Source organism: Psychrobacter sp. AOP7-B1-25 (assembly GCF_052376195.1).
Classification (GTDB): Bacteria; Pseudomonadota; Gammaproteobacteria; order Pseudomonadales; family Moraxellaceae; genus Psychrobacter.
Map to the genome: position 1 here is coordinate 118387 of NZ_JBQSVK010000004.1, position 26856 is coordinate 145242.

At 43.4% G+C, this 26856-nt stretch carries 23 protein-coding genes; 6 read left to right on the top strand and 17 right to left on the bottom strand.

Features of this window, described 5'->3' with window-relative positions; translation table 11 throughout:
* The first annotated feature begins 42 nt into the window (after positions 1–42).
* Complete coding sequence (locus ACT3QR_RS05780) at positions 43–354, top strand: cory-CC-star protein (protein WP_444520436.1); 312 nt, start codon at positions 43–45, stop codon at positions 352–354.
* Positions 355–432: 78 nt separating this feature from the next.
* Positions 433–1461 (top strand): ArsA family ATPase, encoded by a 1029-nt coding sequence (locus ACT3QR_RS05785; RefSeq protein ID WP_444520437.1) that lies wholly within the window; start codon positions 433–435, stop codon positions 1459–1461.
* Between the two features lie 11 nt (positions 1462–1472).
* Here the strand turns inward: ACT3QR_RS05785 and ACT3QR_RS05790 are convergent, their stop codons facing one another.
* From ACT3QR_RS05790 to ACT3QR_RS05800, 3 genes are all read right to left on the bottom strand, one after another.
* Positions 1473–3131, bottom strand: a complete 1659-nt coding sequence (locus ACT3QR_RS05790) for a DUF3482 domain-containing protein (protein WP_444520438.1) — start codon at positions 3129–3131, stop codon at positions 1473–1475.
* A gap of 130 nt (positions 3132–3261) precedes the next feature.
* Positions 3262–4233, bottom strand: coding sequence for a sterol desaturase family protein (locus ACT3QR_RS05795; protein WP_444520439.1), 972 nt, complete (start codon positions 4231–4233; stop codon positions 3262–3264).
* A gap of 75 nt (positions 4234–4308) precedes the next feature.
* Entirely contained in the window at positions 4309–5709 is a 1401-nt protein-coding gene (locus ACT3QR_RS05800; RefSeq protein ID WP_444520440.1) for a DUF2868 domain-containing protein, read from the bottom strand.
* Positions 5710–5901: 192 nt separating this feature from the next.
* On the opposite strand from ACT3QR_RS05800, the gene ACT3QR_RS05805 reads away from it, so the two are divergent.
* Positions 5902–6681 carry an SDR family oxidoreductase gene (locus tag ACT3QR_RS05805; protein ID WP_444520441.1) on the top strand — a complete coding sequence of 260 codons (780 nt, stop codon included), beginning with the start codon at positions 5902–5904 and terminating at the stop codon, positions 6679–6681.
* A 32-nt stretch (positions 6682–6713) separates the two neighbouring features.
* Here ACT3QR_RS05805 and ACT3QR_RS05810 read toward each other — a convergent pair whose 3' ends face one another.
* From ACT3QR_RS05810 to ACT3QR_RS05870, 13 genes are all read right to left on the bottom strand, one after another.
* On the bottom strand, positions 6714–8255 hold the full coding sequence (locus ACT3QR_RS05810) for a bifunctional 2-methylcitrate dehydratase/aconitate hydratase (protein ID WP_444520442.1): 1542 nt from the start codon (positions 8253–8255) through the stop codon (positions 6714–6716).
* A gap of 143 nt (positions 8256–8398) precedes the next feature.
* A complete protein-coding gene (locus ACT3QR_RS05815) occupies positions 8399–9025 on the bottom strand; it encodes a GNAT family N-acetyltransferase (RefSeq protein ID WP_444520443.1) in 627 nt (208 codons plus the stop codon).
* Positions 9026–9096: 71 nt separating this feature from the next.
* Complete coding sequence (locus ACT3QR_RS05820; RefSeq protein ID WP_444520444.1) at positions 9097–10950, bottom strand: ABC transporter ATP-binding protein; 1854 nt, start codon at positions 10948–10950, stop codon at positions 9097–9099.
* A gap of 22 nt (positions 10951–10972) precedes the next feature.
* On the bottom strand, positions 10973–11716 hold the full coding sequence (locus ACT3QR_RS05825) for a DUF4145 domain-containing protein (protein WP_444520445.1): 744 nt from the start codon (positions 11714–11716) through the stop codon (positions 10973–10975).
* 14 nt (positions 11717–11730) lie between these two features.
* Entirely contained in the window at positions 11731–12996 is a 1266-nt protein-coding gene (gene prpF / locus ACT3QR_RS05830) for a 2-methylaconitate cis-trans isomerase PrpF (protein ID WP_444520446.1), read from the bottom strand.
* An 80-nt stretch (positions 12997–13076) separates the two neighbouring features.
* Complete coding sequence (locus ACT3QR_RS05835; RefSeq protein WP_037025847.1) at positions 13077–13337, bottom strand: Txe/YoeB family addiction module toxin; 261 nt, start codon at positions 13335–13337, stop codon at positions 13077–13079.
* Positions 13338–13372: 35 nt separating this feature from the next.
* Positions 13373–13678 carry a type II toxin-antitoxin system Phd/YefM family antitoxin gene (locus ACT3QR_RS05840; protein WP_444520447.1) on the bottom strand — a complete coding sequence of 102 codons (306 nt, stop codon included), beginning with the start codon at positions 13676–13678 and terminating at the stop codon, positions 13373–13375.
* Positions 13679–13906: 228 nt separating this feature from the next.
* Positions 13907–16564, bottom strand: coding sequence for a Fe/S-dependent 2-methylisocitrate dehydratase AcnD (gene acnD, locus ACT3QR_RS05845; RefSeq protein ID WP_444520448.1), 2658 nt, complete (start codon positions 16562–16564; stop codon positions 13907–13909).
* Positions 16565–16813: 249 nt separating this feature from the next.
* A complete protein-coding gene (gene prpC, locus ACT3QR_RS05850) occupies positions 16814–17941 on the bottom strand; it encodes a bifunctional 2-methylcitrate synthase/citrate synthase (protein WP_444520449.1) in 1128 nt (375 codons plus the stop codon).
* 123 nt (positions 17942–18064) lie between these two features.
* The gene (locus ACT3QR_RS05855; protein WP_444520450.1) at positions 18065–18712 is read right to left on the bottom strand and encodes a DUF2059 domain-containing protein; all 648 of its coding nucleotides are present in this window, start codon (positions 18710–18712) and stop codon (positions 18065–18067) included.
* Positions 18713–18810: 98 nt separating this feature from the next.
* Positions 18811–19704: a methylisocitrate lyase gene (prpB, locus tag ACT3QR_RS05860; protein ID WP_444520451.1), complete on the bottom strand. Its 894-nt coding sequence runs from the start codon at positions 19702–19704 to the stop codon at positions 18811–18813.
* A gap of 360 nt (positions 19705–20064) precedes the next feature.
* Positions 20065–21351, bottom strand: coding sequence for an NRAMP family divalent metal transporter (locus ACT3QR_RS05865; protein WP_444520452.1), 1287 nt, complete (start codon positions 21349–21351; stop codon positions 20065–20067).
* Positions 21352–21635: 284 nt separating this feature from the next.
* Positions 21636–22646 carry a LysR family transcriptional regulator gene (locus tag ACT3QR_RS05870; RefSeq protein ID WP_444520500.1) on the bottom strand — a complete coding sequence of 337 codons (1011 nt, stop codon included), beginning with the start codon at positions 22644–22646 and terminating at the stop codon, positions 21636–21638.
* Between the two features lie 247 nt (positions 22647–22893).
* Here ACT3QR_RS05870 and ACT3QR_RS05875 point away from each other — a divergent pair, with 247 nt between their 5' ends.
* Both ACT3QR_RS05875 and ACT3QR_RS05880 read left to right on the top strand, forming a co-directional pair.
* Positions 22894–23862 carry a hypothetical protein gene (locus ACT3QR_RS05875; protein WP_444520453.1) on the top strand — a complete coding sequence of 323 codons (969 nt, stop codon included), beginning with the start codon at positions 22894–22896 and terminating at the stop codon, positions 23860–23862.
* A gap of 162 nt (positions 23863–24024) precedes the next feature.
* Positions 24025–24477, top strand: coding sequence for a hypothetical protein (locus ACT3QR_RS05880; protein WP_444520454.1), 453 nt, complete (start codon positions 24025–24027; stop codon positions 24475–24477).
* A gap of 98 nt (positions 24478–24575) precedes the next feature.
* Here the strand turns inward: ACT3QR_RS05880 and ACT3QR_RS05885 are convergent, their stop codons facing one another.
* Positions 24576–25487 (bottom strand): LysR family transcriptional regulator, encoded by a 912-nt coding sequence (locus tag ACT3QR_RS05885; protein ID WP_444520455.1) that lies wholly within the window; start codon positions 25485–25487, stop codon positions 24576–24578.
* Positions 25488–25646: 159 nt separating this feature from the next.
* Here ACT3QR_RS05885 and ACT3QR_RS05890 point away from each other — a divergent pair, with 159 nt between their 5' ends.
* Positions 25647–26843, top strand: a complete 1197-nt coding sequence (locus ACT3QR_RS05890; protein WP_444520456.1) for an MFS transporter — start codon at positions 25647–25649, stop codon at positions 26841–26843.
* Positions 26844–26856: the final 13 nt, after the last annotated feature.

A 26856-nucleotide genomic window follows, 5' to 3' on the forward strand; every position in this document is an offset into this window, starting at 1 on the left:
GGCATGATAGATAATAAAAGTTAAGTAGAATACGAGTACATTATGGAAAATGAAAACAAATCGAATGAGATAGAAAACGTTCAACCGTTAGAAAGTACCCAGCCATGGTGGCAACGATTTAAGCATGGGTTAAATGAGTTTTATCATGCACCTTATCGTCAGACGATGGCACGCGCAGCGCGTGATGAAGAAGATTTTTTTATGTTACTCATGTTTGCCGAGAGCTTAGGGATTGATAATCCTGCCAGCTTTTATACACTAGAGTTACAGCCGCTATTTTTAGAGAACTTTCACGAATGGCACACACGTATGGGGATGGATAGATGTCCGTTCGACCACGTAGGCTGTTGCTAAAATCGCAGTGATAGAACAGTAGCTATAAAAGTAATTTAAGCATTGATTGCATAAGAAGACAAGAGACGAGATAAAGCTATGGCATTACACCCTTTACATGGATTGCTAGAGCAGTTAGAGAAACAACCGATTATATTTATCGGTGGCAAAGGCGGCGTAGGGAAGACCACTACTGCTGCTGCACTAGCCAGCTACTATGCAAGTCAGCAGCAAAAGACCTTAATAGTCTCAACCGATCCGGCACATAGTTTGGGCGATGTACTGAATGTGCGGCTCAATAACGACAAAACAGTAGTATCCCCTTATTTGGATGCCATTGAGTTAAACCCTGATGTAATCGTCGATGAGCATTTTACCCAAGTTGAACGTACGATTAAAGCTTACGCCAATCCAGATATGATGCCCAAGATTCGAGAGCATCTGAGGCTATCTAAGTCAGCTCCAGGTGCCCAGGAAGCTGCGATGCTCGAATCTATGTGTCACCATTTAGTCGAAGCGGCAGATGCTGGGTATGAGCATATAATTTTTGATACCGCACCAACAGGTCACACCTTAAGATTGTTGGTATTACCAGAAATGATGGGTGCGTGGACAGATGGGCTACTTGCACAGCAGCGACGACAGGCCAAACTGCGCTCAGTGGCGACCCATTTGGACAGTCACAATCAAAAAAATAGTCAAATAACTAGCACTCAAAAGAACGACGTAGCCAATCCGTTCGCAGCCAAAAAATCAGATCGCTGGGAACAAGCCGTATCTGTATTAGAGAAGCGAAAGCAGCTATTTCGTCAAGCAGGGCTACTATTACATGACCGTACACAAACAGCGATTGTGTTGGTGATGACCGCTGATGTTTTACCATTGGCTGAGACCAAGCGCGCTATCGAGCAATTAGAGGATAGTAAGCTCATGCCAGCAGCAATCGTTATCAATCAGTTGATATCAACCACACAGTCGGATGAGTTTTGGCGACGCCGTGCTGAGCGTCAGCAGCATTTGCTGCAGGATATCAAACAAAGCTTTACCAAGTACCCGCTGTATCCGATCTATCTACAGCAGACAGATATACGTGGCACAGATGCATTAAGCGCATTGTTACATGCATAGTTAATAGCAATCTATGATTCATGCTTATATGACTGTAACTTACCTGATAGCGACCACGCCATGTCTGTGCGTAATAACTGAGCTTGTTCGGACTTACCACTGCTGAGCGATGACCATTGCGGTTTACCACGGGCTTTTTTTAGCTCACTTGGTAATTTATGAGCTGGCCATATAGTCATTGGATTATTATCTTCATCTGTATTGTCACTGTCGTCAGTTGTTGACGTTCCAAGACTGCTATTTTCGCCTTTGTATAATAACTGAGTGGCATCTGTAGCAGCATGGCCACGATGACGTAAGGCTGTAAGTAAGTCTAATGCTCGCGTTGCTAATAGCGTCAACGTAGCAGGATCGATATACAGGCGTTTCACCCCAGTAAGCCTATCGGCAATACTGCTAGTGTTTGATAGCAACCCGCCTGCAATACCACCTATTGCGGCACCCAATCCCAGTGTCGTACCTAATGCTGCTGCATCGATACCTAGTCCTAAAAGCGCACCAGCAGCTGCACCAGAAGTGGTACGAATACCGTAGCTCTTGAGAAGTTCAGGATCAAATGGGTCTTGTTGATAGGCTTGTAGTTCAAGCGGTGTTGCAGCGACCGCGTTATCATAAAACTTATAAAGATTGAGTAGGTTGTGCTGCATCGCACGCTCGCTTTGCCTAACCACTTCTTGCATTTGCTGTAACACAGGCAGTGGGTCATCATCGTCATTGATCTCGTGTACAAAGGCGGCGACATTCAATAGAAAATCAGCGATGATGATATTGGCCTCATCATAAATCTGGGCCCAATCCTCAGTCCGCCGTTGCATCAGCTGCTCAAGCATTTCAGAGTGGGTGAGCATGGTTGCTAGGTTTTTCCATAGCCGCATCTCATCTTCAAACTCAAACGCGACCGAATCAAAACGCGTTGAAATATGCAGATTGCGTCTTGCCAGCATCATCTGCCAGTCGTCGATATTGGCATCCTGACTGTCGGTAAAATTAAAAACAGGCATCACAGGAATCGCAGCCCAAGATAAAATAGCCAGCTCATCTTTATATTTACCCAATACCGGCTCACGAGCATCTACCACGTAGATGGCCATATCACTGGTCAGTAGCTGACGGATGACTTTGGCTTCTTGACTATAATCATAGGGCAAGTCATAGCTATCCGAACCTTGAGCGACATCCGCTGCCAAAAACTGTTGCAGACGTTCAATACCATCACGGCGACTGGCAGTGTTGTCCTCTAGCCAATCCATAAGTCCTGAAGCGTCTTCCAAACCAGGTGTGTCATATAATGCCACTAGCACCTCGCCAGTACGACTGTCTGTCAGTTGTGCTTGTTCGACGTGACGTGTGGTCGCCGCTTCGTTTTTGACTTCACCAAAATATACGTCACGCAACAATGTGCGCAATATAGAGGTTTTACCCGTATTGGTATGACCGACGACGGCCAATTTGAGCGGTTCGCCACTAGCTATGGTTTTCTTTGTTGTTCTTGCTGCTGCTTCTTTTGTTGTTGATAACTCTTCTGTTGATACAGGTTGATTGTCTTGAGTAGGCTTTAAAGTGGTGTCTGAAGGATGATTTGAGACATTATTGGTTGGCTCATGGGCCTTGTCCGCAAAGAGACCTGCAGGCTTGTTATTCTCATGATTATTTTTATTGTTATTATTCATAGTAACGTCTTATATTTTTTGATAGCCAAAACACATAGTAGCTATTTATTGTAAAACAAATCTGATTGAGTATCGGTTATGAATGCGTATTGTCCATATCATAGACTGTCATCTACACATTCACATTATATTAGACTGCACTAGGTGGCCGCAGCAGTACCTTTAGCTTTTTCTTTAACCCTTTAGCCCGAAAAAACCGCTGCCACAGCCGGTAAAAGACACCAAATATCAGACTAACAATATTATCATGACTGGTTTCACCAACAGCACCATATTTGACAGGGTTGTTAACGGTATCTTCTTCTACATAAGTCCCAAACCAGCGGTCGAAAATAATGAGAACGCCACCGTAATTTTGATCAATGTATTCGTCGTTGGTTCCATGATGGGCACGGTGATTGGATGGCGTGTCAAAGACATACTCCACCCATTTTGGAAATTTTCCTACGGTTTCAGTATGGATAAAGAATTGATAAATCAAATCTAGTGCATAAAAGAAGAATACCCAGACAGGATGTACGCCCAACATCATCAGCGGGACAAAGAATAACCACCAACCCGTCACTGAATACAACAGGCTTTGCCGCATCGCAGTGGATAGATTCATATGGTCATCTGAATGATGCACGACATGCGCTGACCAAAACCAATTCATACGGTGTGACGCGCGATGGAACCAATAGTAGCTGAACTCAACCGCGACAAATATAGGGATAGCGGTGAGCCATGTTACCTCAATAGTAAATAAGCGATATTGATATAACCATAAGCAGATAGGTATGACGATAAGCGCTTGAACAATCAACTCAAACCCTAAATAAGAGCCACCCAAGCTAAAATTGGTCATCGCACGGCGCCAGCTAAAGCGATTACCGTTGCCGCGCTTGGACTGATAGAACCATTCTGCTAAAAATAATAAGAAAAATGGACCACCCGCCAGCGGTAGTAGCCACTCTTGCCAATACGTGGGTAGAATACTCGCCAGCTTTGGCTGCCACGACTCTGGCGCAGCCATTAATATACTTTGGTTTAACGCCTCTCGGTAACCATCCAATAATTGACCATACTGACCTAGGGTCATAAGGGAATTGTCTGCTGCCATCTTGGGCTCCTAGCCACTATAAAACATCCTTGTCATAATAAGCTTAGAGGGTGTTACTATATTAAGCATTAGAATTTATTGAGCGCTTGAGTCAATCAATCCAATTTTTCGTGCAGAGAGTGCTGTTTGCCACTGCTGATATCGAACTGCTTGTTTGTTCAGTGGCTCTTCATTGGTACGTCCGTCAGACAATCCTGAAGCACTGTTGTCACCAAGCAGTTGTACGATAAGACCATCTTTTGCATGAGTAGAAATTTGATCGAGTTTGCGTAGCGTACCGCGGTCAGGCAGGGCGTTGCTATGAATGCCGAGCAAGACTTGCACAGGATGCGCATCTAAGTAATTTTTAAGCCGTGCCATATCATCACGGTCGTCGACGATACCAAAATTCTCAATTTCGCTTGAATTTTCAAAATCATGATTGCTGTTATCTAAGCCTGACTGCCACCATTTGTCCTGATCTGCAGGGTATTCAAGTAGAGCAACTAACTTCTTGCCAGCACTGACCGTCGCCTTTGGAGCGATAGGGGCTGGCGCCTCAGTAAAGTCATCAGCATCCACCACATGCCGCTGCCAAAAGTTTAGGATTTTTTGATAATACGGCTGTTTAATATCCAAACGCATTTTTTTGCGGCGGAACATCAATGCACAGAATGCCCATGCTATCGCTCGCGGTACAATGCCGTACATCAGTAAGCTACCTACTAGCAATCCTGCCCATTGCCGTGCAACAGACAGTGGCATGGCATTTGTCACCAATCGACTTTGCGCGATAGCCTCACTGTCTGGTACTCCAAATCCCACCATACTCGGTAGCCATCCTAGTATCTGAGTCAAGCTCACTAGGGCTTGATCAGAGAGTAGGGTTGATTCCCAGCTAAAGCTGTACTGACGTACCACCAGTAAAAATATAATCGCCAGCAACATACCGGTCAATGTCGCAAGCCATAACTGATGGCTAAACCGCCCCAAATACCAACGCATACCGCTGTGCTGCAACTGGCGCTCATACAGATCGACGGCAGCCTTGGTCACATCATCCTTACCGCGTATGAGATAACTCGGACTGACAAAGCTTGCAAACCAACTGGGCGATTGCTGATCTCGACTGACAAAGGTCATGACAAGCCAGCCACCAAGCATAATGGTATGAAAACCAAGTAAACAAACCAATACGTAAAAGAAGTTCACAACATTAGACTGCAATAGAGTAAACAATCCCAAAAATCCCGAGATACACCACACCACACTCATAACAATCATGATGCCCTTTATACGGCCATCAATTTTTCCCAGCACACGCGCAAGCGCCCCATTGCTGTCTATACGTGACGCCCGTCTATGCAGCTTTTGAATAGGTGTACCGTCCTCGCCCTGAAGTTTTTCCGTGATTAATAGCGGGTCAGTGGCAAAGACGTGCTGATCGGTCTCTAAGGATCGTACCAGCTCGGTCAGTTGATCTTGTGGTGGTAGCATAATGCGATAATATCCATATGAAAGCGTCAATATAAGAAAAAACAGGTATTTTAATTTTTATAGATTATTGTAGCGTATATAGAATAAAGATGACCTGTATTATTTTTATCATAGTAAACGCTCATAAAATCAGCCAAAATGAATACATAAAACCAAATCATGTCAAAAGCATATCAAAAAAGGAAGTGTTATATGAGTAATAAAACTTATCTTATCATCGGCGGAACAGGTGGTATTGGTCAGGCCATGGTGCAGCAATTAATACAAGCAACGCTTGTGAATCAAACGGATAATCAATCTGATCAAAGCCATCGCACACAAATATTTGCTACTTATCATCGCAATGAGCCGAATATTGAAGCGGAAAACCTGCATTGGTTACCGATGGACGTCAGTGATGAGGAGAGCATCAAAAAAGCTGCCGAGAGCATCAAACAGACGGTCGGTCATGTGGATTGGGTAATCAACTGCGTGGGGTTATTGCATACAGAGATGGCACAGCCAGAAAAGGCCTTGCGTCAGATGGAAACAGAGTTCTTTTTGCAAAATATGCAAATCAATGCATTAGCCAGTTTGCTGATAGCTAAGCACATCAAACCGTTGCTCGCCAAAGCTAATCGCAGCACCAATCAACCTGCTATTTTTGCGACCGTATCAGCTCGTGTCGGTAGTATCACTGACAACCAGCTAGGCGGCTGGTATAGCTACAGAATGAGCAAGGCGGCGCTCAATATGGGTATGAAAAATCTAAGTATCGAATGGGGTAGATCACTTAAAGATGTGTGCGTGGTCGTTATGCAACCGGGCACTGTTGACACTCAGCTGTCCGCGCCGTTTCAAGGCAATGTCGCTGAAGGACATCTGTTCTCGCCAGCGTATAGCGCAGAATGCTTATTAGAAGTATTGTCTGGTATGACTGCTTCCCAATCAGGCAGTTTTGTCGATTGGGCAGGAGAGTCGATACCTTGGTAGTCGTTATTTTGACAGCATAGTGAGCCATCAATCTAATACGCTTCAAACAGTGACATAAACTCATTAACAGGTGTTTGCTCCAGTTTTTCCTGATCGTCGCATAGCTCAATAATCTGTTGACAACGATTTTCGATAAAGCGAGTAGCCAGACTGGCATGGAATTTTGCTTCTAGAACAGGAATGCCCTCTGCACGTCGGCGTTTATGCCCGATGGGATATTCAACAGCCACTTTTTCTGTACTGCTGCCATCTGTAAAAAACACTTGAATGGCGTTGGCAATAGAGCGTTTGCTTGGGTCATGGTAGTCTTTTGAATACTGCACGTTTTCTTCTACGACCATTTTTCCGCGTAGCTCATCGATTGACAAATGCTGTTCGTGATAGTCGTCTTCATAGTTCTCTGCCATCAGATCGCCTGTCAATAGTGGCACAGCTACCATGTACTGTAAGCAATGATCTCGATCCGCTGGATTGGCAAGTGCACCTTCTTTTGAGATGATGCGAATGGCTGAGTCATGGGTAGTCAGGACGATTTTTTCGATATCATCAATTCTTCCTTTCACATGCGGATGTAAAATGACCGCGGCCTCACAAGCAGTCTGTGCATGAAACTCAGCGGGAAAACTTATTTTAAATAAGATATTTTCCATCACATAACTACCAAAATCTCGCTGGAATTTAAAGCGACGATCGTCTTCAGGCTTTGTGGCTAGATCCTTGTTGGTATGGCTGAACAGCACATCATAGAAACCCCATTGCGGTGCGGTTAATGCGCCAGGAATACCCATTTCACCACGCGCTGTTATATCTACTAGGCGTACTGCACGACTGGTTGCATCACCTGCTGCCCATGATTTTCGGCTACCAGCATTGGGTGCGTGACGATAGGTACGCAGTGCCTGACCATCGACGATGGCTTGTGAGATCGCTGCCATGATACGCTCACGTGGCAGTTGATATAGTTTGGCGACGACCGCTGTGGATGCCAACTTAACCAAAAACACATGATCAAGCCCCACACGGTTGAATGAGTTTTCGAGTGCCAGTACACCTTGAATTTCATGCGCCATGATCATGGCTTCAAGCACTGCTTTCATGGTCAATGGCGTTTGTCCTTGGCTGATATTTTTCTGACTGATGTAGTCAGCGACCGCCAAGATACCACCCAGGTTATCGGAAGGATGACCCCATTCGGCAGCAAGCCACGTATCGTTATAATCAAGCCAGCGCACCATGCAACCAATATTAAAAGCGGCCTTGATAGGGTCTAGTCTATAGGAGGTGCCAGGGACGTGAGCACCGTGTGGCGTGATTTGATCGTGGCAATCAGGCCCTAAGTGTTTGGTACATTCAGGGAAGCGCAATGCCAGCAAACCACAGCCAAGCGTGTCCATTAGACAGTGGCGTGCGGTATTCCATGCATCAGTAGGGTTTGGTGATTGGTCATCTATTGAGTAATTAAGAACGTAATCAGCGATTTTTTGAATTTCATCGTCATATTGTGGACGGATGTTGCTCTCTACCGTCGCACCGTTTGTATTTGAATTGACTGTATCTGAATCGGTATTTGACATGGTTGGTTCCTCATCCTGAGTGTGCTACTTCCTTGACTGATTATCTCAGCCATCCTTTTAAAGGAATTATCATTTAAAAGTAGCATACTCAATATGGAACAACCAATTTGAATTGTGTTAAGAATTAAGACGTTAATGACCGTTTAAATCATTAAGTACAGCAGACCTAAAATAAATAGCGCTGCCATAATAAACAACAGGAAACTTAAAACTTTGGTCGTGGTTGACGCGGTATCTGTACTTTCTTTTTTGATTTTATTCTTCTTAGCAACGTACAACACCATTTTTACATGCTCGATATTGTCCTCGAGATAATGCTCGCCTTCAGCTACAAAACCTAGCGACTCGTAAAAGTTGAGTAAGTAAGCCTGTGCCGAGATGATAATCGGGCGCTTTTTACCGTACTTTTTGCGGCACTGTGCAATAGCCTGATTCATCATTTGCCGTGCTAGGCCATCACCTCTGTGCTCTGATAGCACAAGGACTCTACCTATGGCAGGCATCTCAGTATGGTTGGTCTTAATGGCAGGATCAGCTACTGACAAGTTGGATTTCAGCTTATTAAACTCAGGTGGAATGATACGGCAATAGCCTACCAATGCTGCGTTTTGATGAGCAATTAGGTGCAAACAATCAAAATCCACTTCATCCATATCTTGATAGGCACAGTTTTGTTCGACGACAAACACTTGCGAGCGCGCCTTTAAAATATGATAAAGATCAACTGAGGTCAGCTCGTCAAAGGTTTTTAGAGAAAATTCACAAGTCATAATGGGCTAGCTTCTGGCAATAGGCGGTAAAATAGGGGCATTATAACGATTTAGGCTGGCATTAACCATTCCTAACCGTTTAGGGTTTGACTGATTTTGTTTAAATTCAAACTATCGGACATGGCATTGAATATTTCATAGTACTTACCATGATTGGCATACAGAGCTTCGTGTGTTCCTGTCTCCATCACGCGGCCATTTTCAATCACCACCAAGTCGTCAGCATCGATAATTTGTGAAATATTGTGTGAAACGATAATGACAGTACGGTCTTTTTTAATCAGATCTAGACTTTGTTTAATCTGCTGAGTGGCAATGGCATCAAGACTGGCTGTTGGTTCATCCAAAAACACAATAGGAGGGTCTTTTAAGAACATACGTGCCAGCGCAATACGCTGCTGCTGACCGCCAGATAGGGATTTGGCAGTACTCTCGTAACCATCAGCTAACCCTATGATCTGATCGTGTATAGAGGCTTTTTTTGCAGCAATGATGATGTCGTCAATGCTGGCATTCATATTGCCATAGCGGATATTTTCACTGATCGTACCCGAAAAAATATGATTACTCTGCAGTACCAGACCAATGCGCTGACGCAACTCGTGGGTATCACAGTCAGCCAAATCATGTTCATCTAGATAGATCGTGCCAGCGTCTGGCGCGTAGAACTTAACCAATAAATTAATAATCGTGCTTTTGCCAGCTCCAGAGAGACCAACCAGCGCGGTGATACGATTGGGCTTGATGGTAAAACTAACGTTTTTTAGCGCTTGCGTGCCATTAGGATAGGTCAAGTCGACGTTTTTAAGCTCGATATGACCTTTTAAGTTTTCGCTACTGATACCGTCAATATTTTCTACTTGCTTATCATCTTCTAAAATATCAAAAAACCCTTCGGCATAAGTTAATGCATTATTGATCTGGTCGTAGATACGGTGTAATTGACGGATAGGGGCCGCGACGTTTTGAAACAGCATGACATGAAATAAAATCATACCAATGGTCATCTCACCTTGTAGCACAAAATAAGCAGTGAGAAGAATGATAACCACCACACCAATCTGCTCGATAAAGGTTTTGATAGCATCATAAACAAAACCAATACTGCGAATACGCAACTGATTGTCGGTCATCTCTTTTTGGATGCTTAAGTGCTTTTCAGCCTCGATAGACTCGCGGACGAAGGATTTCACCACGCTGATCGAGTTAATCAAAGAGATCACCAAACCGCTTTTGGCCTCACGAAACCCACGCATCTGCCGACGAAAACCTTGTAGACGCCGTGCTTGTTTTTGACTGATAAAAAAGTAAATAGGTATGACAATAAGACCAACCATGCCGACCCAAAAATTGGTCGAAAACATGATGATAAGTGCCACAATTGCATTGGCAAATAGCGGTAGCATATCGATAAAGAAGTTTTGCACAAGGCTGGTAAGACTGTTGACACCGTAGTCAATACGGGTTTGCAGCTTACCACTGTCGTTCTCACTGCTGGTATAAAATGCCATGCGATAGGTGAGAATGCGCTCAATGATTTTTTGAGACAAATCGCGAGACAAGTTGATACGGATTTTTTCACCAAAAAAACGCTGACCGAAAGAGATAAATATCGAGAGTATCTCTTTGGTCAAAAGTACAGCACTGATAATACCGAGCATACGCAGACCCGCCTGCCATGGCTCAGCAAGCGTAGCAATTTCGGTCAGCGTATCAACGGTATAACGCAGTACAAATGCATTGACCTGCGCAGTAAACGAGCCTAATGCAGTCAGCGCTAAGGTGGCTATGATAAGCAAGCGATAAGGTTTAGCAAATATTGCCAGTTTCTTTAGAATATCCCACAGCAGCGCACGCCGTTCTTTCTTTTCGACTGGCGGTTTTTTGTCTAAGGGTACACGGCGTGGCTGGGGAGATGTTGGCATAAAAGTTTATTCTAAAATTACATTAGTTACTAAGGCCTCTACTTTTTATTGGACCTCTAGATTTATTTATATTTTGTGCCAATGTATTTAGATTATTAGTAGGAGGCGCATACACCTGAGAAAGAATGTGTTCAATCAGTTCGTAAGCATCCATAGTGTCATCTAAACTTAATTCTTCACCTGAATGACTCCCAGCGTTACCTAACCATTTTAATGCAAAAAATTTCTCTTTCAAACCACTATGCTTTTCTGGCAGATTTTCAATCCTCCGATACAAATTTTTCATCTTCTTAACTTTTTGATCTGTAAGTATTTTTTCAATAGATATTCTTACTAGGTTGGCTGCTGCGGAAGGAGAGGTAAAAAATAATTCAAATGATTTGTTTAACAATTTTTTAATATTATCAGGAGCGTCTTCTGGAATAGCGATTAACTTGAGGTTTGGATAGAAAAATAAAGGTTTATAATAAGTATAATACTCATTAGACTGACTAAAATCATCGTAATCAATATCTACGCCTGCATGCCCAGTACAAGCAACAACCTCACCACATTTATCATTGATGCATTTAAACATACAATTAAAAGTTATTTGCATATCCTGAAATTCAGAATATTCATTACGTTGATATATTTTTGAATCAACTGTTTCAACCGATTTTAAGGTATCCTTATTTAGTTGTAACAAACCTTTATTACAGCGGGGGCACAAATAGTCAGGTACATATTCTTCTGTGAAGCCGTTTTTGTACAAATCTCTTTCCATTTATTAACCCCTAATTAAAAATCATCTGCTGGCACAAAAACTTCACCAACCATAATACGCCTTGCTGATCGGCTCATAGAGACTTTTTTGGCTTGCCAGCGTCCATCAACCAGTTCAGTCTTTCCACCGACGAGCAATGTACCTGATGGGTGGCCAAAGCGCACCTCTGACAGCTCACCACCACCTGCCGCTTGATTGACCAGTGTACCCTGCGTGGTTGCCGCGGCGGCAATAGCGACGGCTGCGGTACCCATCATAGCGTGATGCAATTGGCCCATACTCATGGCACGTACCACTAGATCAATATCGCCTGCATCAACCGACTTACCACTAGAGGCCGTATAGCTCTGTGCTGCGCCCACCCAAGCGACTTTAGGAATGTGTTGGCTGGTCTGTGCCTCGCTTACGTCTTTAAATAGCCCCATCGCAACGCCGCCTGTGGCGCGGATATTTTCAAGCTTAGCAAGTAGCTCACTGTCGCTATTGATGTCGCCTTGCAACTCAGTACCAGTAAAATCTAAATCTTCTGCTTTCATAAAGATGGTTGGGATACCTGCGCTAATAAAGGTAGCTTTGACGCTATCAGTATTTAGACCGCAGCCCGTCACATCGAAGTCATCGACCAAGTTACCAGTAGGGAACATGTCGCTGGTGGCATCGACTGGATCGATGAACTCAATTTTGACTTCAGCAGCAGGGAAGGTCACACCATCTAATTCAAAGTCGCCCGTCTCTTGAACTTGTACTTTATCATTCGCATCTTTGTAAACGGGGACATGGGCAATAATCGTTTTACCGATATTCTCTTGCCAAATACGGACTTCGCAAATGCCGATTTTAGTATTGTCATCGATGCTATTAGCAATCTTGTCGGCAGCAACTAGCCCCATATTAATGGCGCAAGCACCAACAGCTGCGGTTAAGTTGCCACAGTTACCCGCCCAGTCAATCATAGGTTTGGCGATATTAACTTGTCCAAATAGATAGTTGACATCGTGGCTGTCATCATTTGCTGGAGATAAAATAACCGTTTTTGAGGTGCTAGAGCTGCCATTACCCAAGCCATCGATTTGCTTACCATAAGGATCTGGGCTACCAATCACACGTAGTAAAAACTTATCACGTGACTCGCCAGCGACTTGGCAACGCTCAGGTAAGTCGGATAACTTAAAGAAAGTGCCTTTTGAAGTGCCACCGCGCATATAAGTAGCGGGGACTGATAGTTGCGGGGCGAAAGAGGGTTTAGATTTAGAATTGATTTTAGAATTAGTTTGAGCCACTGTATTAAGTCCTTTTTATATCGTTATAAGATTGGGTATGGTGCCATTAGCAAGTAAACCTACATGACTAAGAACGCTCGTCAATAATGATAGCGACAAGAGATAATCGTCAGATAATTATCATCGACGGCATATACCAACCGATTGGCATCATCGATGCGTCTTGACCAGAATCCGGAGAGGTTCTCTTTTAGAGGTTCAGGTTTGCCAATACCTTCAAACGGATTACGCTTACATTCGGTGATGAGTTTGTTAATACGTTTGAGTGTTTTTTTGTCTTGGGTTTGCCAGTAAAGATAGTCCTTCCACGCAGCATCTGTCCAAGCTAGTTGCTCACTCATTATTAGACCCTTTGGGTTGATTAAAGTCTTTGAGTTCAAGCACTTTCAATATCGCTATCCGTATGCTCATTATCATCACTGTCTTCTGCCATATCAATTAGCTCACGCGTAACGGTCTTGCCAGCTTTATATTGAGCAATAGAGTCCGCTAAGTGCGCTGCATTGGCAGGAGATTTTAATAGATAGACGGTTTCCATCAGGCTATTGTAATAATCAAGCGACATCACAACCGCATCATCAGCGTCACGGCGGGTTACGATAGTAGCGTTGGCATCATCGTTTACCGTATCTAGGACGGACTTTAGGTGCTTTCTGGCTTCTGAAAAACTAACGACTCGCATGGCTTACTCCTTTCATGATATTTTGCATAACTTGTACAATATATGGTACATATTACGCCATTGATTAAGTAAACTCAATATTTAGCTACTATCTAATACTTAGGAGTAAGTGACAAAACTCAGTGTATAGAACGCAAAAGCAAATAAAAGCCGATGTCATATAAGGTTATACAACATCGGCAACTTTGACGCTTTTCTGTTTATCGCGCTAAAACCTACAGGATAGCCTTAGACGATATCAAGCGTACCTTCGATAAACTCTTTAGCAAAGCGTTGTAGCATACCGCCAGCATTGTACATTTTCACTTCATCAGCCGTATCTAAGCGGCAGATAATAGGCGTCTCAGTGGTACTACCATCGGCACGATGAATCACTAGAGTCATCAACCCGCCAGCCGAGACTTCGCCTGTGACATCAAAGGTTTCCGTGCCATCGATATCTAACGTATGGCGAGTCGTGCCTTCCTCAAACTGTAAAGGCAGCGCGCCCATACCGACCAGGTTTTGACGATGAATACGCTCAAAGTCCTCAGCAACGACGGCTTCTACGCCAGCGAGACGCACCCCTTTGGCAGCCCAGTCACGGCTTGAGCCTTGACCATAACCATCACCTGCGATGATGATAAGCGGCTGTTCACGGTTCATGTAGGTTTCAATTGCTTCCCACATGCGCATAACTTGACCTTCTGGCTCGACGCGGGCCAATGAGCCTTGGACAACTTCACCATCTTCGTCGCGTACCATTTCGTTCAATAGCTTAGGATTGGCAAAGGTGGCACGTTGCGCGGTTAAATGGTCGCCGCGATGGGTGGCGTATGAGTTGTAATCTTCAGCAGGCAAGCCCATGGTATCTAGGTACTCGCCAGCTGCTGACGAGCCCAGAATGGCGTTTGATGGTGACATATGGTCAGTTGTGATGTTATCACCAAGTACAGCAAGTGGACGCAGGCCTGATAGTTTATTTTTCTTGGCCATTTTGCCTTCCCAATAAGGTGGACGGCGGATATAAGTGGTCATTTCACGCCAGTCATATAATGGGCTTAATGCATTGCCTGTGTCTTTTTTGGCTTCATCAAACATTGGGATATAGACCGCATCAAACTGCTCAGGCTTAACAGCCGCAGCGACGATAGCATCAACTTCATCATCATCAAACCAGATGTCTTTTAGATAGACGTCGTTACCATCTTGATCTTTGCCCAGTGAGTCTTTTTCGATATCAAAACGGATGTTTCCAGCGATGGCATATGCAATAACTAGTGGCGGTGATGCTAAGAATGCTTGCTTGGCATAAGGATGGATACGTCCATCAAAGTTACGGTTACCTGAGAGTACTGCCGTGGTAAATAAATCATTGTCGATGATTTCTTTTTCGATATCAGGGTCTAGCGCACCGCTCATACCGTTACAGGTCGTACAGGCAAAGCCAACCACGTCAAAGCCGATCTCTTGTAGCTCAGGCATCAGACCTGCTTCTTCTAGGTACATTTTTACCGTTTTTGAGCCAGGTGCTAAGGATGATTTCACCCAAGGCTTACGTAATAATCCTTTGGCATTAGCGTTACGAGCCACCAGACCTGCGGCAACCATGTTGCGTGGATTTGAGGTGTTCGTACAGCTGGTGATAGCAGCGATAATCACGGCACCATCTGGCATCAAACCGTCTTTTGGTTCAGGCAATTTTTCATCAGGAGCATGAGCGATACCTTTGGCAACCAAATCATCGGTCGATACGCGGGCATGTGGGCGTGACGGGCCTGCCATGTTGCGGCCTACTGATGACAGATCAAACTCAAGCACGCGTGCGTACTCGGCTTTTTCCATACCGTCAGCCCATAAGCCAGTTTGCTTGGCATACTGCTCAACCAGTTTAATCTGCTCTTCACTACGACCAGTCAGACGTAAATAGTCAGTGGTTTGCTCATCAATATAGAACATCGCAGCAGTTGCGCCATATTCAGGTGTCATATTGGAGATAGATGCGCGGTCACCGACAGTCAGCTGGCGCGCACCATCACCAAAGAACTCTATATAGGTAGAGACCACACCTGCATCACGCAAGAACTCAGTCATCGCCAGTACTAAATCCGTACCAGTAATACCTTTTTGCAATTTACCTGTTAGTTTTACACCTACGTAATCTGGTAGGCGCATATATGATGGATTGCCAAGCATCACGCTTTCTGCCTCTAGACCGCCAACACCGATTGAGATCACACCTAGCGCATCGACCATCGGCGTGTGACTGTCAGTACCAACCAAGGTATCGGCAAACGCGACTTCCTCACCTGATTTATTGTGGACGACCTGTACGACAGGCGACATTTTTTCTAGGTTAATCTGATGCATGATGCCGTTACCCGGTGGCACGACGTTTACATTGTCAAAAGCATACTGACACCAGTTGATAAAGTGAAAACGGTCATCGTTGCGGCGCTCTTCAATGGCACGGTTTTTCTCAAATGCGCCATCTTCGAAGCCTGCATGCTCAACAGCTAGTGAATGGTCAACGATAAGCTGAGTTGGCACAATAGGGTTTACTTTAGATGGATCACCACCTTGCTCAGCGATAGCATCACGTAAGCCTGCCAAATCAACAAAGGCCGTCTGACCTAAAATATCATGACAAACCACACGGGCAGGGTACCAAGGAAAATCAAGGTCTTGCTTGCGGTCGATATGCTGTTTTAACGCATCGGTCAACTCTTCTGGTGGGCAACGGCGTACTAGGTTTTCACACAATACTTTTGAGCAGAACGGTAGTTTGTCATAAGCACCTTCTTCAATACTCTCGACAGCTTCGCGTGTGTCAAAGTAATAAAGGTCAGTATCGGGAAGTGGTTTTTTAAATTCATCATTCATCGGTTGTACGAGGGCGTTGTCCATAAGTCACCTTTGGCTGTTAGCTAATTTTAATAAATTGTTAATCGTCGATATCAGGTAAAAATTCATTCCTTTAGCAAAATCATCGGCTGTTGTAGGCTTTGCTAAAGAAGTGCCATAAAAGAGAAGCGCAGATTTATATGATGGGTATAAAAAAGAGCGTATGATCATTAAGCCCAAACCTAAACACGATCAAGGCTTAATTATCGTAACACTAGCATCTAGCAATATCGTTAGATGCTAATCAAAAGTTTAACGAGCACTCATATCTGGTACTGGACGTAGCTCTTCACCCGTATATTCGGCACTTGGGCGAATGATACGATTGTTAGCACGTTGTTCAAACACATGGGCTGCCCAGCCAGTCAGGCGCGAACAGACAAAAATTGGTGTGAACAGTTTGGTTGGAATACCCATAAAGTGATAGGCAGATGCGTGGAAGAAATCAGCATTACAGAACAGCTTTTTCTCACGCCACATGACTTCTTCACAGCGTACCGATACAGGATATAGTACCTCGTCACCAACGTCAGCAGCTAGCTTCTCAGCCCAACCTTTAATCACGACATTACGCGGATCTGACTCACTATAGATCGCATGACCAAAGCCCATGATTTTATCTTTACGAGCTAGCATACCCATCATCTCTTCTTCAGCTTCATCAGGTGAGCTAAAGCCTTCAATCATATCCATCGCCGCTTCATTCGCGCCACCATGCAATGGACCGCGTAGTGAACCGATTGCGCCCGTGATACAAGAGTGGATGTCAGATAGCGTAGAGGCACACACACGAGCGGTAAAGGTCGAGGCGTTGAACTCATGCTCTGCATAAAGGATAAGCGAGACGTTCATGACTTTTTCATGTAGCTCGTTTGGCTTTTCGCCTTTGAGCAGATGTAAGAAATGCCCACCAATGGTAGCGTCATCCGTATCGGTTTCGATACGCACATTGTCATGACTGAAACGATACCAGTAGTTAATGATTGATGGGAATGCTGCCAACATACGGTCAGTTTGATCGTTTTGCTGGGCAAAGTCAGTCTCGGTTTCAAGATTGCCAAGCATAGAGCAACCCGTACGTAGCACATCCATTGGATGCGCATCGGCTGGGATACGTTCAAGCACATCTTTTAATGCTTGTGGTAGACCACGTAGTTTTTTGAGCTTGGCCTGATAGGCATCAAGCTCACTTTGAGTAGGCAAGTTACCATACAGCAGCAAATAAGCCACTTCTTCAAAAACACACTTGTCCGCCAGTTCTGATACATCATAACCGCGATAGGTCAGACCAGAGCCTGATTTACCGACGGTAGATAGAGAGGTTTTACCAGCGACTTGTCCACGTAGACCTGCGCCTGAAAGTTCTTTCTGTGCTGCCATGTTTACATTCCTTTTGTTGGTAGCTTTTTGAGTTGAGAAAATGATTACTTATAAAGAGAGTTCTTATAATTTATTTGTTCAGTAATCCATGCATTGATGAATTACTGATATAGCACTGATTAATCATTGCTGAGTAGAATTTGGACCACCTAAATCAACGTTACAACGCTCAAATTCAGCTTCAATAGGGCCATTTAAAACTTCCATTGCGCTACCTTCACCTTCTGCATTGTTGATCTCCATATATTTGACACCAAGCGGAGATTCCATAAACGTCTGAATTTCAGCCATTTCTTCTGGGGTAGGCTCCGCCATTGGCGTTGCCATTTCTTCACCATTCATGACACGCAGTTGCTCATTGCCAAAAGCAAGCATCTTTTTGCCCACGTCTGATGTATAAAAGTCATTCAACTCTTTCAGTTCTGCATCGGTAAACTGACTCTTATAGAAGCGATCCACCTCAGCTTTACCCAGATTTTTGTCACGCGACCTGAGGCAGCTGACTTGCTCTTCACTAAACGCACCACTATTGATGATGGGTGCAAACAATAAGCTGTCTACAGTATCCAGCGTAATTGTGGTCATGATCAATTCATCTTGAGCATCAGTCTCTGACGGTGCAGCTTCGCTAACAACCGTTTCGCTTGTATTGCTGGTAGTGTCATCAACGGTTTCGGGTGTTTTATCACAGCCTGTCATCAATAACAGCGCCGCAAGCGTGCTACTAAGTAGTGAAGACTTAAAAACTGTATTGGCAGTAAAAAGTGACATAAATAGCCTAAAAGTAAATGAAGACGGATTTTGAAGCGATAAAGCACTTGCAGGTATTTATCGCTTCTCGTTGCTAATTAGCAATTATTAGTTATTAACTACTTATTATCAGCAAATAGCTTGTCTAGTGTCTGCTCAAACTCATGATAGTTCAAGAAATCATAGAGCTCCATGCGGGTCTGCATGGTATCGACGACTTTGTCTTGCGTGCCATCATCTAATAAATGTTGATAGACGTTCAATGCGGCTTTATTCATAGCGCGGAAGGCTGATAATGGATAAAGCACCATCTCGACACCCACACTATACAACTGGTCAGTGGTATATAGATCTGTCTGACCAAACTCTGTCATGTTTGCCAATACTGGAATATCCAATACATCAGTGAATTTACGATACATCTCGATATCAGTTAGTGCTTCTGCAAAGATCATGTCTGCGCCAGCTTCTTGAAACGCGACGGCACGTTCAACAGCAGCATCCAGCCCTTCTACTGATAGGGCGTCTGTACGAGCCATGACCACAAAGTCAGGATCAGTTTTTGCGTCCAATGCCGCTTTTAGACGATCCACCATCTCTGAGATACTAACGATTTCTTTATTAGGGCGATGACCACAGCGCTTTTGCGCGACTTGATCTTCGATATGTACTGCAGCGACGCCTGCTTTTTCCATTTTTCTGATAGTTTGAGCGATGTTAAACGCGCCACCAAAACCAGTATCGATATCGACAAGTAGAGGGGTGTCGACTGCATCAGTAATACGGCGCGCATCTTCTAGTACGTTATCAAGACTAGTCATGCCTAGATCAGGCAAACCAAACGAGGCGTTGGCCACGCCAGCACCAGAAAGGTAAATAGCTTGGTGACCAACTTGAGTCGCCATCATCGCTGTGTAGGCATTGATAGCGCCTGCAATCTGTAGTGGTTGGTTGTTGTCATTTTTTTGAGTGAGGGCACTGCGAAAGCGTGCACCTGCTGAAGATGAAGTCATGTGATTGTCCTTACTTAGAGGGAGGATATTCTAATTGTTGTCATTGATTATACTCAATTATTTGTCCCTGAAAAGCTTGGGTGACTGACTGTTGATTAAAATAAATAACAAATAAATGTACTATTTTTAATAGTATTCATAATTCAAATAGCGCTATACAATTATCAGTAATTTCTTATAGCAAGTATTCATATTGCTCAAAATTTCGATTTTTAAAAACTTGCATTACTTACATTTAGTTACAATTACCAAGGTTGTTACCTTAGGGATTTTCAATGATGCCCACTAAAAAGCCCTAATAGCTGAGCTATTAGGGCTTATGTTCTACACAAATAAGATTGTTAAGTGCTCAGTTTTAAATTAAGCAAATAGACCAGCAAGATTGGCTAAAAATAATAACGCAACACCACCTAAGAATAATAAGCTTACAATCGAATATACATTCATACCTAATGATAATTTTTGATGATTCTTGACCAATGAATAATTCAACCAACCAAAAATAGGAGCAGAAACAAACGCTGATATCATAGCGAATTTAAGCATAGCGCCTAACTGTCCCGTGAAGAAAGTAATAATCACTAGACCACCACCAATGGCGTAAGTTGTCCAAAAAGCGATTTGTTTTTTATTAATCTCGCTTCCGCCTTTGAGCAAACGCCAACATTCAGCATTGGTACGGCCATAACCATCAGCACAGGTAATAGTAGTACCAAACATGCACATAAAGGCGACGAAAGCGACCAGTAGTCTGGACCATTCACCGATAGTGGCAGTATACATATTGATAAGCTGATCAATATAAGCAACACCAGCAGTTTGGATTTCTTGTCCAGAGCCATACTGAACGAAAACACCTAAAGATAAAAAGAATAGCGCTAAAATAGCAGACACCAAAAAACCCACATTGAAATCAAGTAAGCCTTGCTTATGAGTAGTATGGTCAGTTTTTCGCTTCGCAGATGTCCACATCGAAGTAATGGCTGCAAACTCAAGTGGCGCAGGCATCCAGCCCATCAGTGCCACAATAAATCCTAACGTCGCTAAATTCCAAGGAGAAGTAGGAATAAAATCAGGAGTCATCACCGTTGGCTTGCCAGCAGCAATCAGTACCGCTAATACGGTGGCAGAGACAAGGGCAATCATAATCCACTTAGTTACACCGTCTAGCAACTTATAGTGACCAGCGATCAAAAAGAACCATGAGACCGCGACGATGATTAAGGACAGTGCCATCGTCGACACCCCCATAGAGTCTGGGAGCATAAAGCCTAGTATCACTGCGGCAAGTAATGTCACTGCCCCTGTACTAATCACTGCAGATAGGATAGACAAAACAAAGTAAACCCACAGGTATGCTTTTGAGCGTTTGGCATAGCCTGCAATCAAACTTTCGCCAGTATCATAGACATAATCAGTGCCAAAGCGAAAGAAAGGGTACTTAAAAACATTGGCTAAGATGATCATAATGGCTAATTGCCAGCCATAGATAGCACCCGCCTGTGTTGATGAAATCAGATGCGAACCACCGATGGCAGCAGTTGCCATCAAAATACCTGGGCCAAAGATTCGCCAGCTAAAGCCCTCTTGTTGCGAGCCAACGGTATCGTCAGGGGCAGCTGGGTTGTTGAGTTGTTGTGTGGTCATGAATACCTCGAAATGGTTAAAACGGCAAATTATCACTTACCTGTGTCAGCTTGCCAATGATCAGTAGAGAACCGCTTTAGACAGCGATAAAAATAAAACGATTCATCTTGAATCGACTTTAGCATATCAGTACTAATAAGGAGAATGATTATTCTAGTTATTATTACTATTTGTTTGTATTACCATTCTTATTGGTTAGCATACTTACAAAATAATATCAATATTTAAAATCAATTATTTTTGGCGGTTCTTTATAACACAATATTCATCAGATATCTGCTCATTTAAGCTTGCGACACAAAATTTTGCTGTCGATAAGTGATACCTCGCTGCTCGTAGACGTGATAAATAGCCGTTAGCAAGTCAGGTATTTTTGGATGGACAAAGTCTTTGAGGGTATGTAAGTAGATAGGGGAGGTAACGTTTTCATGAATCAAACGTTGGTAGCTGATCTGTTCTGTACGTACGGTTTGCAAGCTGGCAGGCACCAATGTAATACCTTCGCCCGCAGCGACCAGTCCTAATGCTACTTGCAAATCACTAACTGTCGTAGTCATAAAAGGTGAGATGCCATACTGCGCAAACAGATGTAGTAACGGTTCAGTAATAGGCTCGCTAGATGATGATTCACGGGTGGCATTAGGGTTTTCTGTACTCGAGGACAGCTTATCGTTTGCTGTCGCCACCGTTGACGATACCGGTAGATGCGTCTGATGGTATAAAATTAGGCGATTGTTTGCTAGGTCTATCAGGCGTTGCTTACGTATATGAGCCAGAGGATGTGACTTTGGTAATGCCACTACATAACGCTCATGACGTAGTAGGATTTGCTGAATCCATGGGTCTCGATGCGCAAAACGTCCAAAGCCAATATCAATTTCACCAGATTTGAGTGCGTCCATTTGTTGATATGAGCTGATGTCTTTTAAATTAACGTCGATATCAGGGCTGAACTGCTTAAGCGTGGCAATAATTTCAGGCAGTAGTCCGTATAGTACTGATGGCACAAAACCTATATTTAAAACATTACTTGGTGCTGATAGACGCTGGGTCATACTAGTTACAGTGTCAATCTCGGTCAGTATGGTGCTTATTTTATCGTAAAAAAAACTACCTGCTTCAGTTAGGTTCAGCGGTCTGTTATAGCGATCAATCAGCACCACGCCCATGTCAGTCTCAAGTTGTTTCAACAGACGACTCAAGCTTGGCTGTGACAATCCTGTCTTAGTGGCGGCAGTGCTAAAGCTGCGCAATTCTGCGACCGCAATAAATGCATTGAGCTGTTTTAAATCCATACTATTGAGCCTGTCATAGTCTATGTTATACATAGATTAGTTCTTAAAATAGTTCAGTTCTTAAAGTTGATTTATCGTATTATTTAGAATGGTTCTTATTCATATTAGCGCTATCCCATAAATTGTGCTTGAAGATAAAGGATTGAGCAATTATATTGATGGCCAATAATACGGTTACACTATAGTAATAACTTTCATTTTAGCAGTCATTTAACACCAGTAGAAAAAACTGGTTTGGTATTGTTCTATGAGCGACGAAAAAGAAGGCGATGGCATTGATTTTGAGGGTCAGCTGGCCAAGATCATTAACCAAAAGTCGCGTAAGCGTAACAACAATGATATCTATGAACGTTTTATCAATCGAGTCCATGGCTCTGAAGAAAACGATCAATCTGACTTTGAAACATTAGAAAGTTCAAAAAATCTTGCAGCTTTTGAACCGTTGAGTACAGAAGAGTTGCAACTGTTTGAAGATCAAAGCAGTGAGCAAGAATTGCTGCTAGAAACAGAAGAAACCACAATAACAGATATTCCCTTTGAAGCCTCAGGTATAGATGTATTATCTGAAAATGATGTGGTGAGCATAGATAATGATAGCGACAATAGTAGTGTAGATGCTGTCAGTGCAAATACCAAATACTCAGAACATATAACTAGCAACAACGACGCAGAGTTAGCTTCTGCGGTTGATTATGGTAAATCTACAAATACTGTGTCAGATGATGACTCCTCAGATATTGAAGGTACGTCTGAATCAATTGTCGAAGCGCCAGTCATCAAAAATGAAGCGATAAAAAAGAAACTAATTATTAAACCAGCCATTATTATTATGGCGGTTGGTTTAATAATATTTGTGGCTATTGTATTAGTGCTGGTACTATCAACCTCCAATGTTGATCACACAGAGAGTAGTGCTAATGGCAACGTAGCAATAGAGAGTGCATCGACCGTCCACGCTGAGCCAATACTATCTACTGACAGTCAAACCACTATGAATGATGCTGGGTCTGCAAGTGAACAATCAGCCACTACCCAACAAAGTGTTTCAGATGACAATAAGCAAGACATGCCAGCCGCTAGTGAGTCAGAGTTAAACCTTCAGAGCTCTACACCAGAAGATGACGACACTACTATAGCTACTGAGGAGGCGACTATCACTTATGAAGACTTCAGACAAGAATCACAGACGACCTTATACCGCGAAATCAAAGATTAAAGTATTGACGTTTTGATTTGTTTTAGACAGTAAGACAACCGTTTATCAAACTATTAGAGACGTTCATACTGAAAAATGTTGTAATACAATAGATAGTACGTATCATTATGTAAAGGATACGGTCGTGTACCGTTGATGATCTGAATTAGATGGTACGTAACTATGAATGAATCAGAAAAAGTGAATAACGACATTGAACCAAAAGGCATCAGACCACGCAGTCTTGTTTTTGCTATTATCAGTGTGATCTGTATTGTTCTGATATCTGCTTTTTATATGTCCAACCGTATCTCTTCCACGCTATCTCAAGCCTCGACTACCCATAATGGTTTAACAGTGAGTAACATCACCAAAGAGGCTAGTCCTCATCAGGTTGTACAGCCGCATTCGGATAGCCAAAATCAACCTAGAAAAACTATAGTTGCTGACAATCATGAGAATGATGCTGCCATTAGCTATCATGACTTTAAGCAAGAAGCACAAAATGTGTTATTCCGTGAGGAAGAAAAGATCATACAAGCCAAATACAACAAACATTATATGACAACGACTATCAGTACCGAAGATTTTAGAGTAGAAGCACATAAAACCTTATATCGTGAATCTAGTTATTAGTGTTGCCATCAAAGCTATATTGATAGGTATGAGTTAGTAAATGAATCGAATTAAGCCCCATTCCTCTCACTTTAGAGGAGTGGGTTTTTTTTATGCTCTCAACATGCCATGCTTTGCTGTATATCATCTGTCGCACTCAATGCTACTGCCACAAAATCAGCAACTGTCGCGCTGTTGTTATTTTTTTTATATTGAATATGCACAGGAATCTGTGTGCTGACATGGTTTAACGCCATAAAATGACAGCCATCACTATATAGTTTGCGCACGCAATAGGGTGCAATCGCCACACCCAATCCTGCTGCCACTTCGGTCACCAATGTCTGCATGTGCTTGGGTTGGCTGATGATATTGGGTGAAAACCCAGCTTGTTTACATAGCGTGATGGTTTCATCAAATAAACCAAGCGCTTCATCGCGGTTAAAAATAACAAACTTTTCGTCTTTTAATTGCACCAAATCAATGGTTTGTCGGTCGGCTAATGCATGGCTTTGGTTCACAATCGCTACCAATTTATCGATATAGATGTTGTGGCTGATAAAGTCATCAGTAATGGCGCTCGGTAATGGCCGTGAAAACCCAATGTCGATACGGTCATTATTAAATGCTTCTATCTGTTCGGTCACCGTCATCTCAAACAACGAGACGTGTACGTGCGGAAATTTTTCTTTATAACTGCGTACCAGTGTGGTCATAAAGGTCAAACAAGCTGAGCTCAAATGCGCGATATTGAGTGTGCCTATTTGTCCATCATGTGCTCGCTTCACTTGTATCTTTGCTTGTTCTGCTAAGGCTAAAATAATAGCACCGTCTTTCAGTAGTTGCTCGCCAGCGGGCGTGATAGTCACTTCACGAGAAGTACGGTTAAACAGGACAACCCCCAATTCTGTCTCTAAGGATGAAATCTGACGACTGATGGCAGGTTGTACCGTATATAGCTCACGCGCTGCTTCTGAAAAGCTCTGGTGCTTGGCTACTGCCATAAAGCTTTTGAGTGTTTTTATATCCATATTAGCCATACCTTTTATCAATTTGTCTTGTCAGCTCATCGCTCAGTCTTAACTTTTATATCTATACAATATTTGTATGGATTCAATCATATACTATCATTTTTGTTATTGATTGCTAAGCTCTATACTGGTGGCATGATTTATTAAGCTGAGAAAATAATGGATAAGCCTGTACTAAACCAACCATCAAGCCAGTCGTCGAGCCAATCATTAAGCCGGTTTATCCTGCTGTTAATGACCGCTGCCATTGCGGCAACGGCGGCAAACTTATATTACAACCAACCCATTTTACCGCTCATTGGTGCTGAGTTTGATTTGACCGACTCACAACTGGGCAGTATTCCGGCATTAACGCAGTTTGGCTATGCGTTTGCTTTGCTATTTATCTCACCATTGGGCGATTCTATTGCGCGTAGACGCTTGATTGGTATCTTATCCTGTTTATTGGTGGCCGCATGCGGCTTTGCTGCCGTGTCACCAAGTTTGCCTGTACTCTTACTATCCGTATTTTTGATCGGTGTCAGTGCCAATATTACCCAGCAGCTCATTCCATTTGCTGCGTCCATGGTGTCACCTGAAAACAAGGGCGCAACGCTCGGCACGCTGATGATGGGACTAACCATTGGGATATTGTTATCTAGGACCTTAAGTGGGTTTGTAGGTGAGCAACTTGGCTGGCGCAGTGTGTTTGTGATGTCTGCGGCGTTTGCTGCTGTCTTTGGGGTACTGTTGCGGGTGTTTTTGCCAACCAATACTCCGCATACGACGCTGCGTTACTTTCCACTTATCAAAAGTAGCTTATCACTATTTGTAAAACATAAATCCCTGCAAAAATTTACCTTGGCAGGCGCATTTTGGTTTGCCTCATTCAATGTGCTGTGGGCGACGCTAGCGATTTATGTCAGCGAAGCACCTTTTAATTACAATGCGCAGCAGGCAGGGCTATTTGGTGTGATTGCGCTGGCAGGGGTGATAGGGGCTAAGTCTTCTGGCAAATGGGTCAATAAATTGGGCTCTAAAGCGCTAGTGATGATGGCGCTGACACTAGCAGCGACAGGCTTTGCTATTACAGGGTTGTTTTCAGGTAATTTGGTGTCGCTGATTGTCGGGATTATTTTAATCGACTTTGCTGTATTCAGTGCGCAAGTGGCCAATCAGGTTCGGGTCTTTAGTATCGATCCCGCCGCTCAGAGCCGTATCAACGGTATCTATATGTTGGGCTACTACACAGGTGGGGCACTGGGGTCTATGGCAGGTGTCAAAGCATTTGCTTTGTACCAATGGCCAGGGGTAGTGGTGGTCAGTATCGTCTTTATCATCATTAGCGCCATATTCAATGCATTCGCAAAAAAATAAGTGATATCAGTAC

Bases quoted from the DNA above. Each gene is read 5' to 3' on its own strand.
- ACT3QR_RS05780 (WP_444520436.1), top strand. From the start codon at position 43: ATGGAAAATGAAAACAAATCGAATGAGATAGAAAACGTTCAACCGTTA.
- ACT3QR_RS05785 (WP_444520437.1), top strand. From the start codon at position 433: ATGGCATTACACCCTTTACATGGATTGCTAGAGCAGTTAGAGAAACAA.
- ACT3QR_RS05790 (WP_444520438.1), bottom strand. From the start codon at position 3,131: ATGAATAATAACAATAAAAATAATCATGAGAATAACAAGCCTGCAGGT.
- ACT3QR_RS05795 (WP_444520439.1), bottom strand. From the start codon at position 4,233: ATGGCAGCAGACAATTCCCTTATGACCCTAGGTCAGTATGGTCAATTA.
- ACT3QR_RS05800 (WP_444520440.1), bottom strand. From the start codon at position 5,709: ATGCTACCACCACAAGATCAACTGACCGAGCTGGTACGATCCTTAGAG.
- ACT3QR_RS05805 (WP_444520441.1), top strand. From the start codon at position 5,902: ATGAGTAATAAAACTTATCTTATCATCGGCGGAACAGGTGGTATTGGT.
- ACT3QR_RS05810 (WP_444520442.1), bottom strand. From the start codon at position 8,255: ATGTCAAATACCGATTCAGATACAGTCAATTCAAATACAAACGGTGCG.
- ACT3QR_RS05815 (WP_444520443.1), bottom strand. From the start codon at position 9,025: ATGACTTGTGAATTTTCTCTAAAAACCTTTGACGAGCTGACCTCAGTT.
- ACT3QR_RS05820 (WP_444520444.1), bottom strand. From the start codon at position 10,950: ATGCCAACATCTCCCCAGCCACGCCGTGTACCCTTAGACAAAAAACCG.
- ACT3QR_RS05825 (WP_444520445.1), bottom strand. From the start codon at position 11,716: ATGGAAAGAGATTTGTACAAAAACGGCTTCACAGAAGAATATGTACCT.
- ACT3QR_RS05835 (WP_037025847.1), bottom strand. From the start codon at position 13,337: ATGAGTGAGCAACTAGCTTGGACAGATGCTGCGTGGAAGGACTATCTT.
- ACT3QR_RS05840 (WP_444520447.1), bottom strand. From the start codon at position 13,678: ATGCGAGTCGTTAGTTTTTCAGAAGCCAGAAAGCACCTAAAGTCCGTC.
- acnD (WP_444520448.1), bottom strand. From the start codon at position 16,564: ATGGACAACGCCCTCGTACAACCGATGAATGATGAATTTAAAAAACCA.
- prpC (WP_444520449.1), bottom strand. From the start codon at position 17,941: ATGGCAGCACAGAAAGAACTTTCAGGCGCAGGTCTACGTGGACAAGTC.
- ACT3QR_RS05855 (WP_444520450.1), bottom strand. From the start codon at position 18,712: ATGTCACTTTTTACTGCCAATACAGTTTTTAAGTCTTCACTACTTAGT.
- prpB (WP_444520451.1), bottom strand. From the start codon at position 19,704: ATGACTTCATCTTCAGCAGGTGCACGCTTTCGCAGTGCCCTCACTCAA.
- ACT3QR_RS05865 (WP_444520452.1), bottom strand. From the start codon at position 21,351: ATGACCACACAACAACTCAACAACCCAGCTGCCCCTGACGATACCGTT.
- ACT3QR_RS05870 (WP_444520500.1), bottom strand. From the start codon at position 22,646: ATGGATTTAAAACAGCTCAATGCATTTATTGCGGTCGCAGAATTGCGC.
- ACT3QR_RS05875 (WP_444520453.1), top strand. From the start codon at position 22,894: ATGAGCGACGAAAAAGAAGGCGATGGCATTGATTTTGAGGGTCAGCTG.
- ACT3QR_RS05880 (WP_444520454.1), top strand. From the start codon at position 24,025: ATGAATGAATCAGAAAAAGTGAATAACGACATTGAACCAAAAGGCATC.
- ACT3QR_RS05885 (WP_444520455.1), bottom strand. From the start codon at position 25,487: ATGGATATAAAAACACTCAAAAGCTTTATGGCAGTAGCCAAGCACCAG.
- ACT3QR_RS05890 (WP_444520456.1), top strand. From the start codon at position 25,647: ATGGATAAGCCTGTACTAAACCAACCATCAAGCCAGTCGTCGAGCCAA.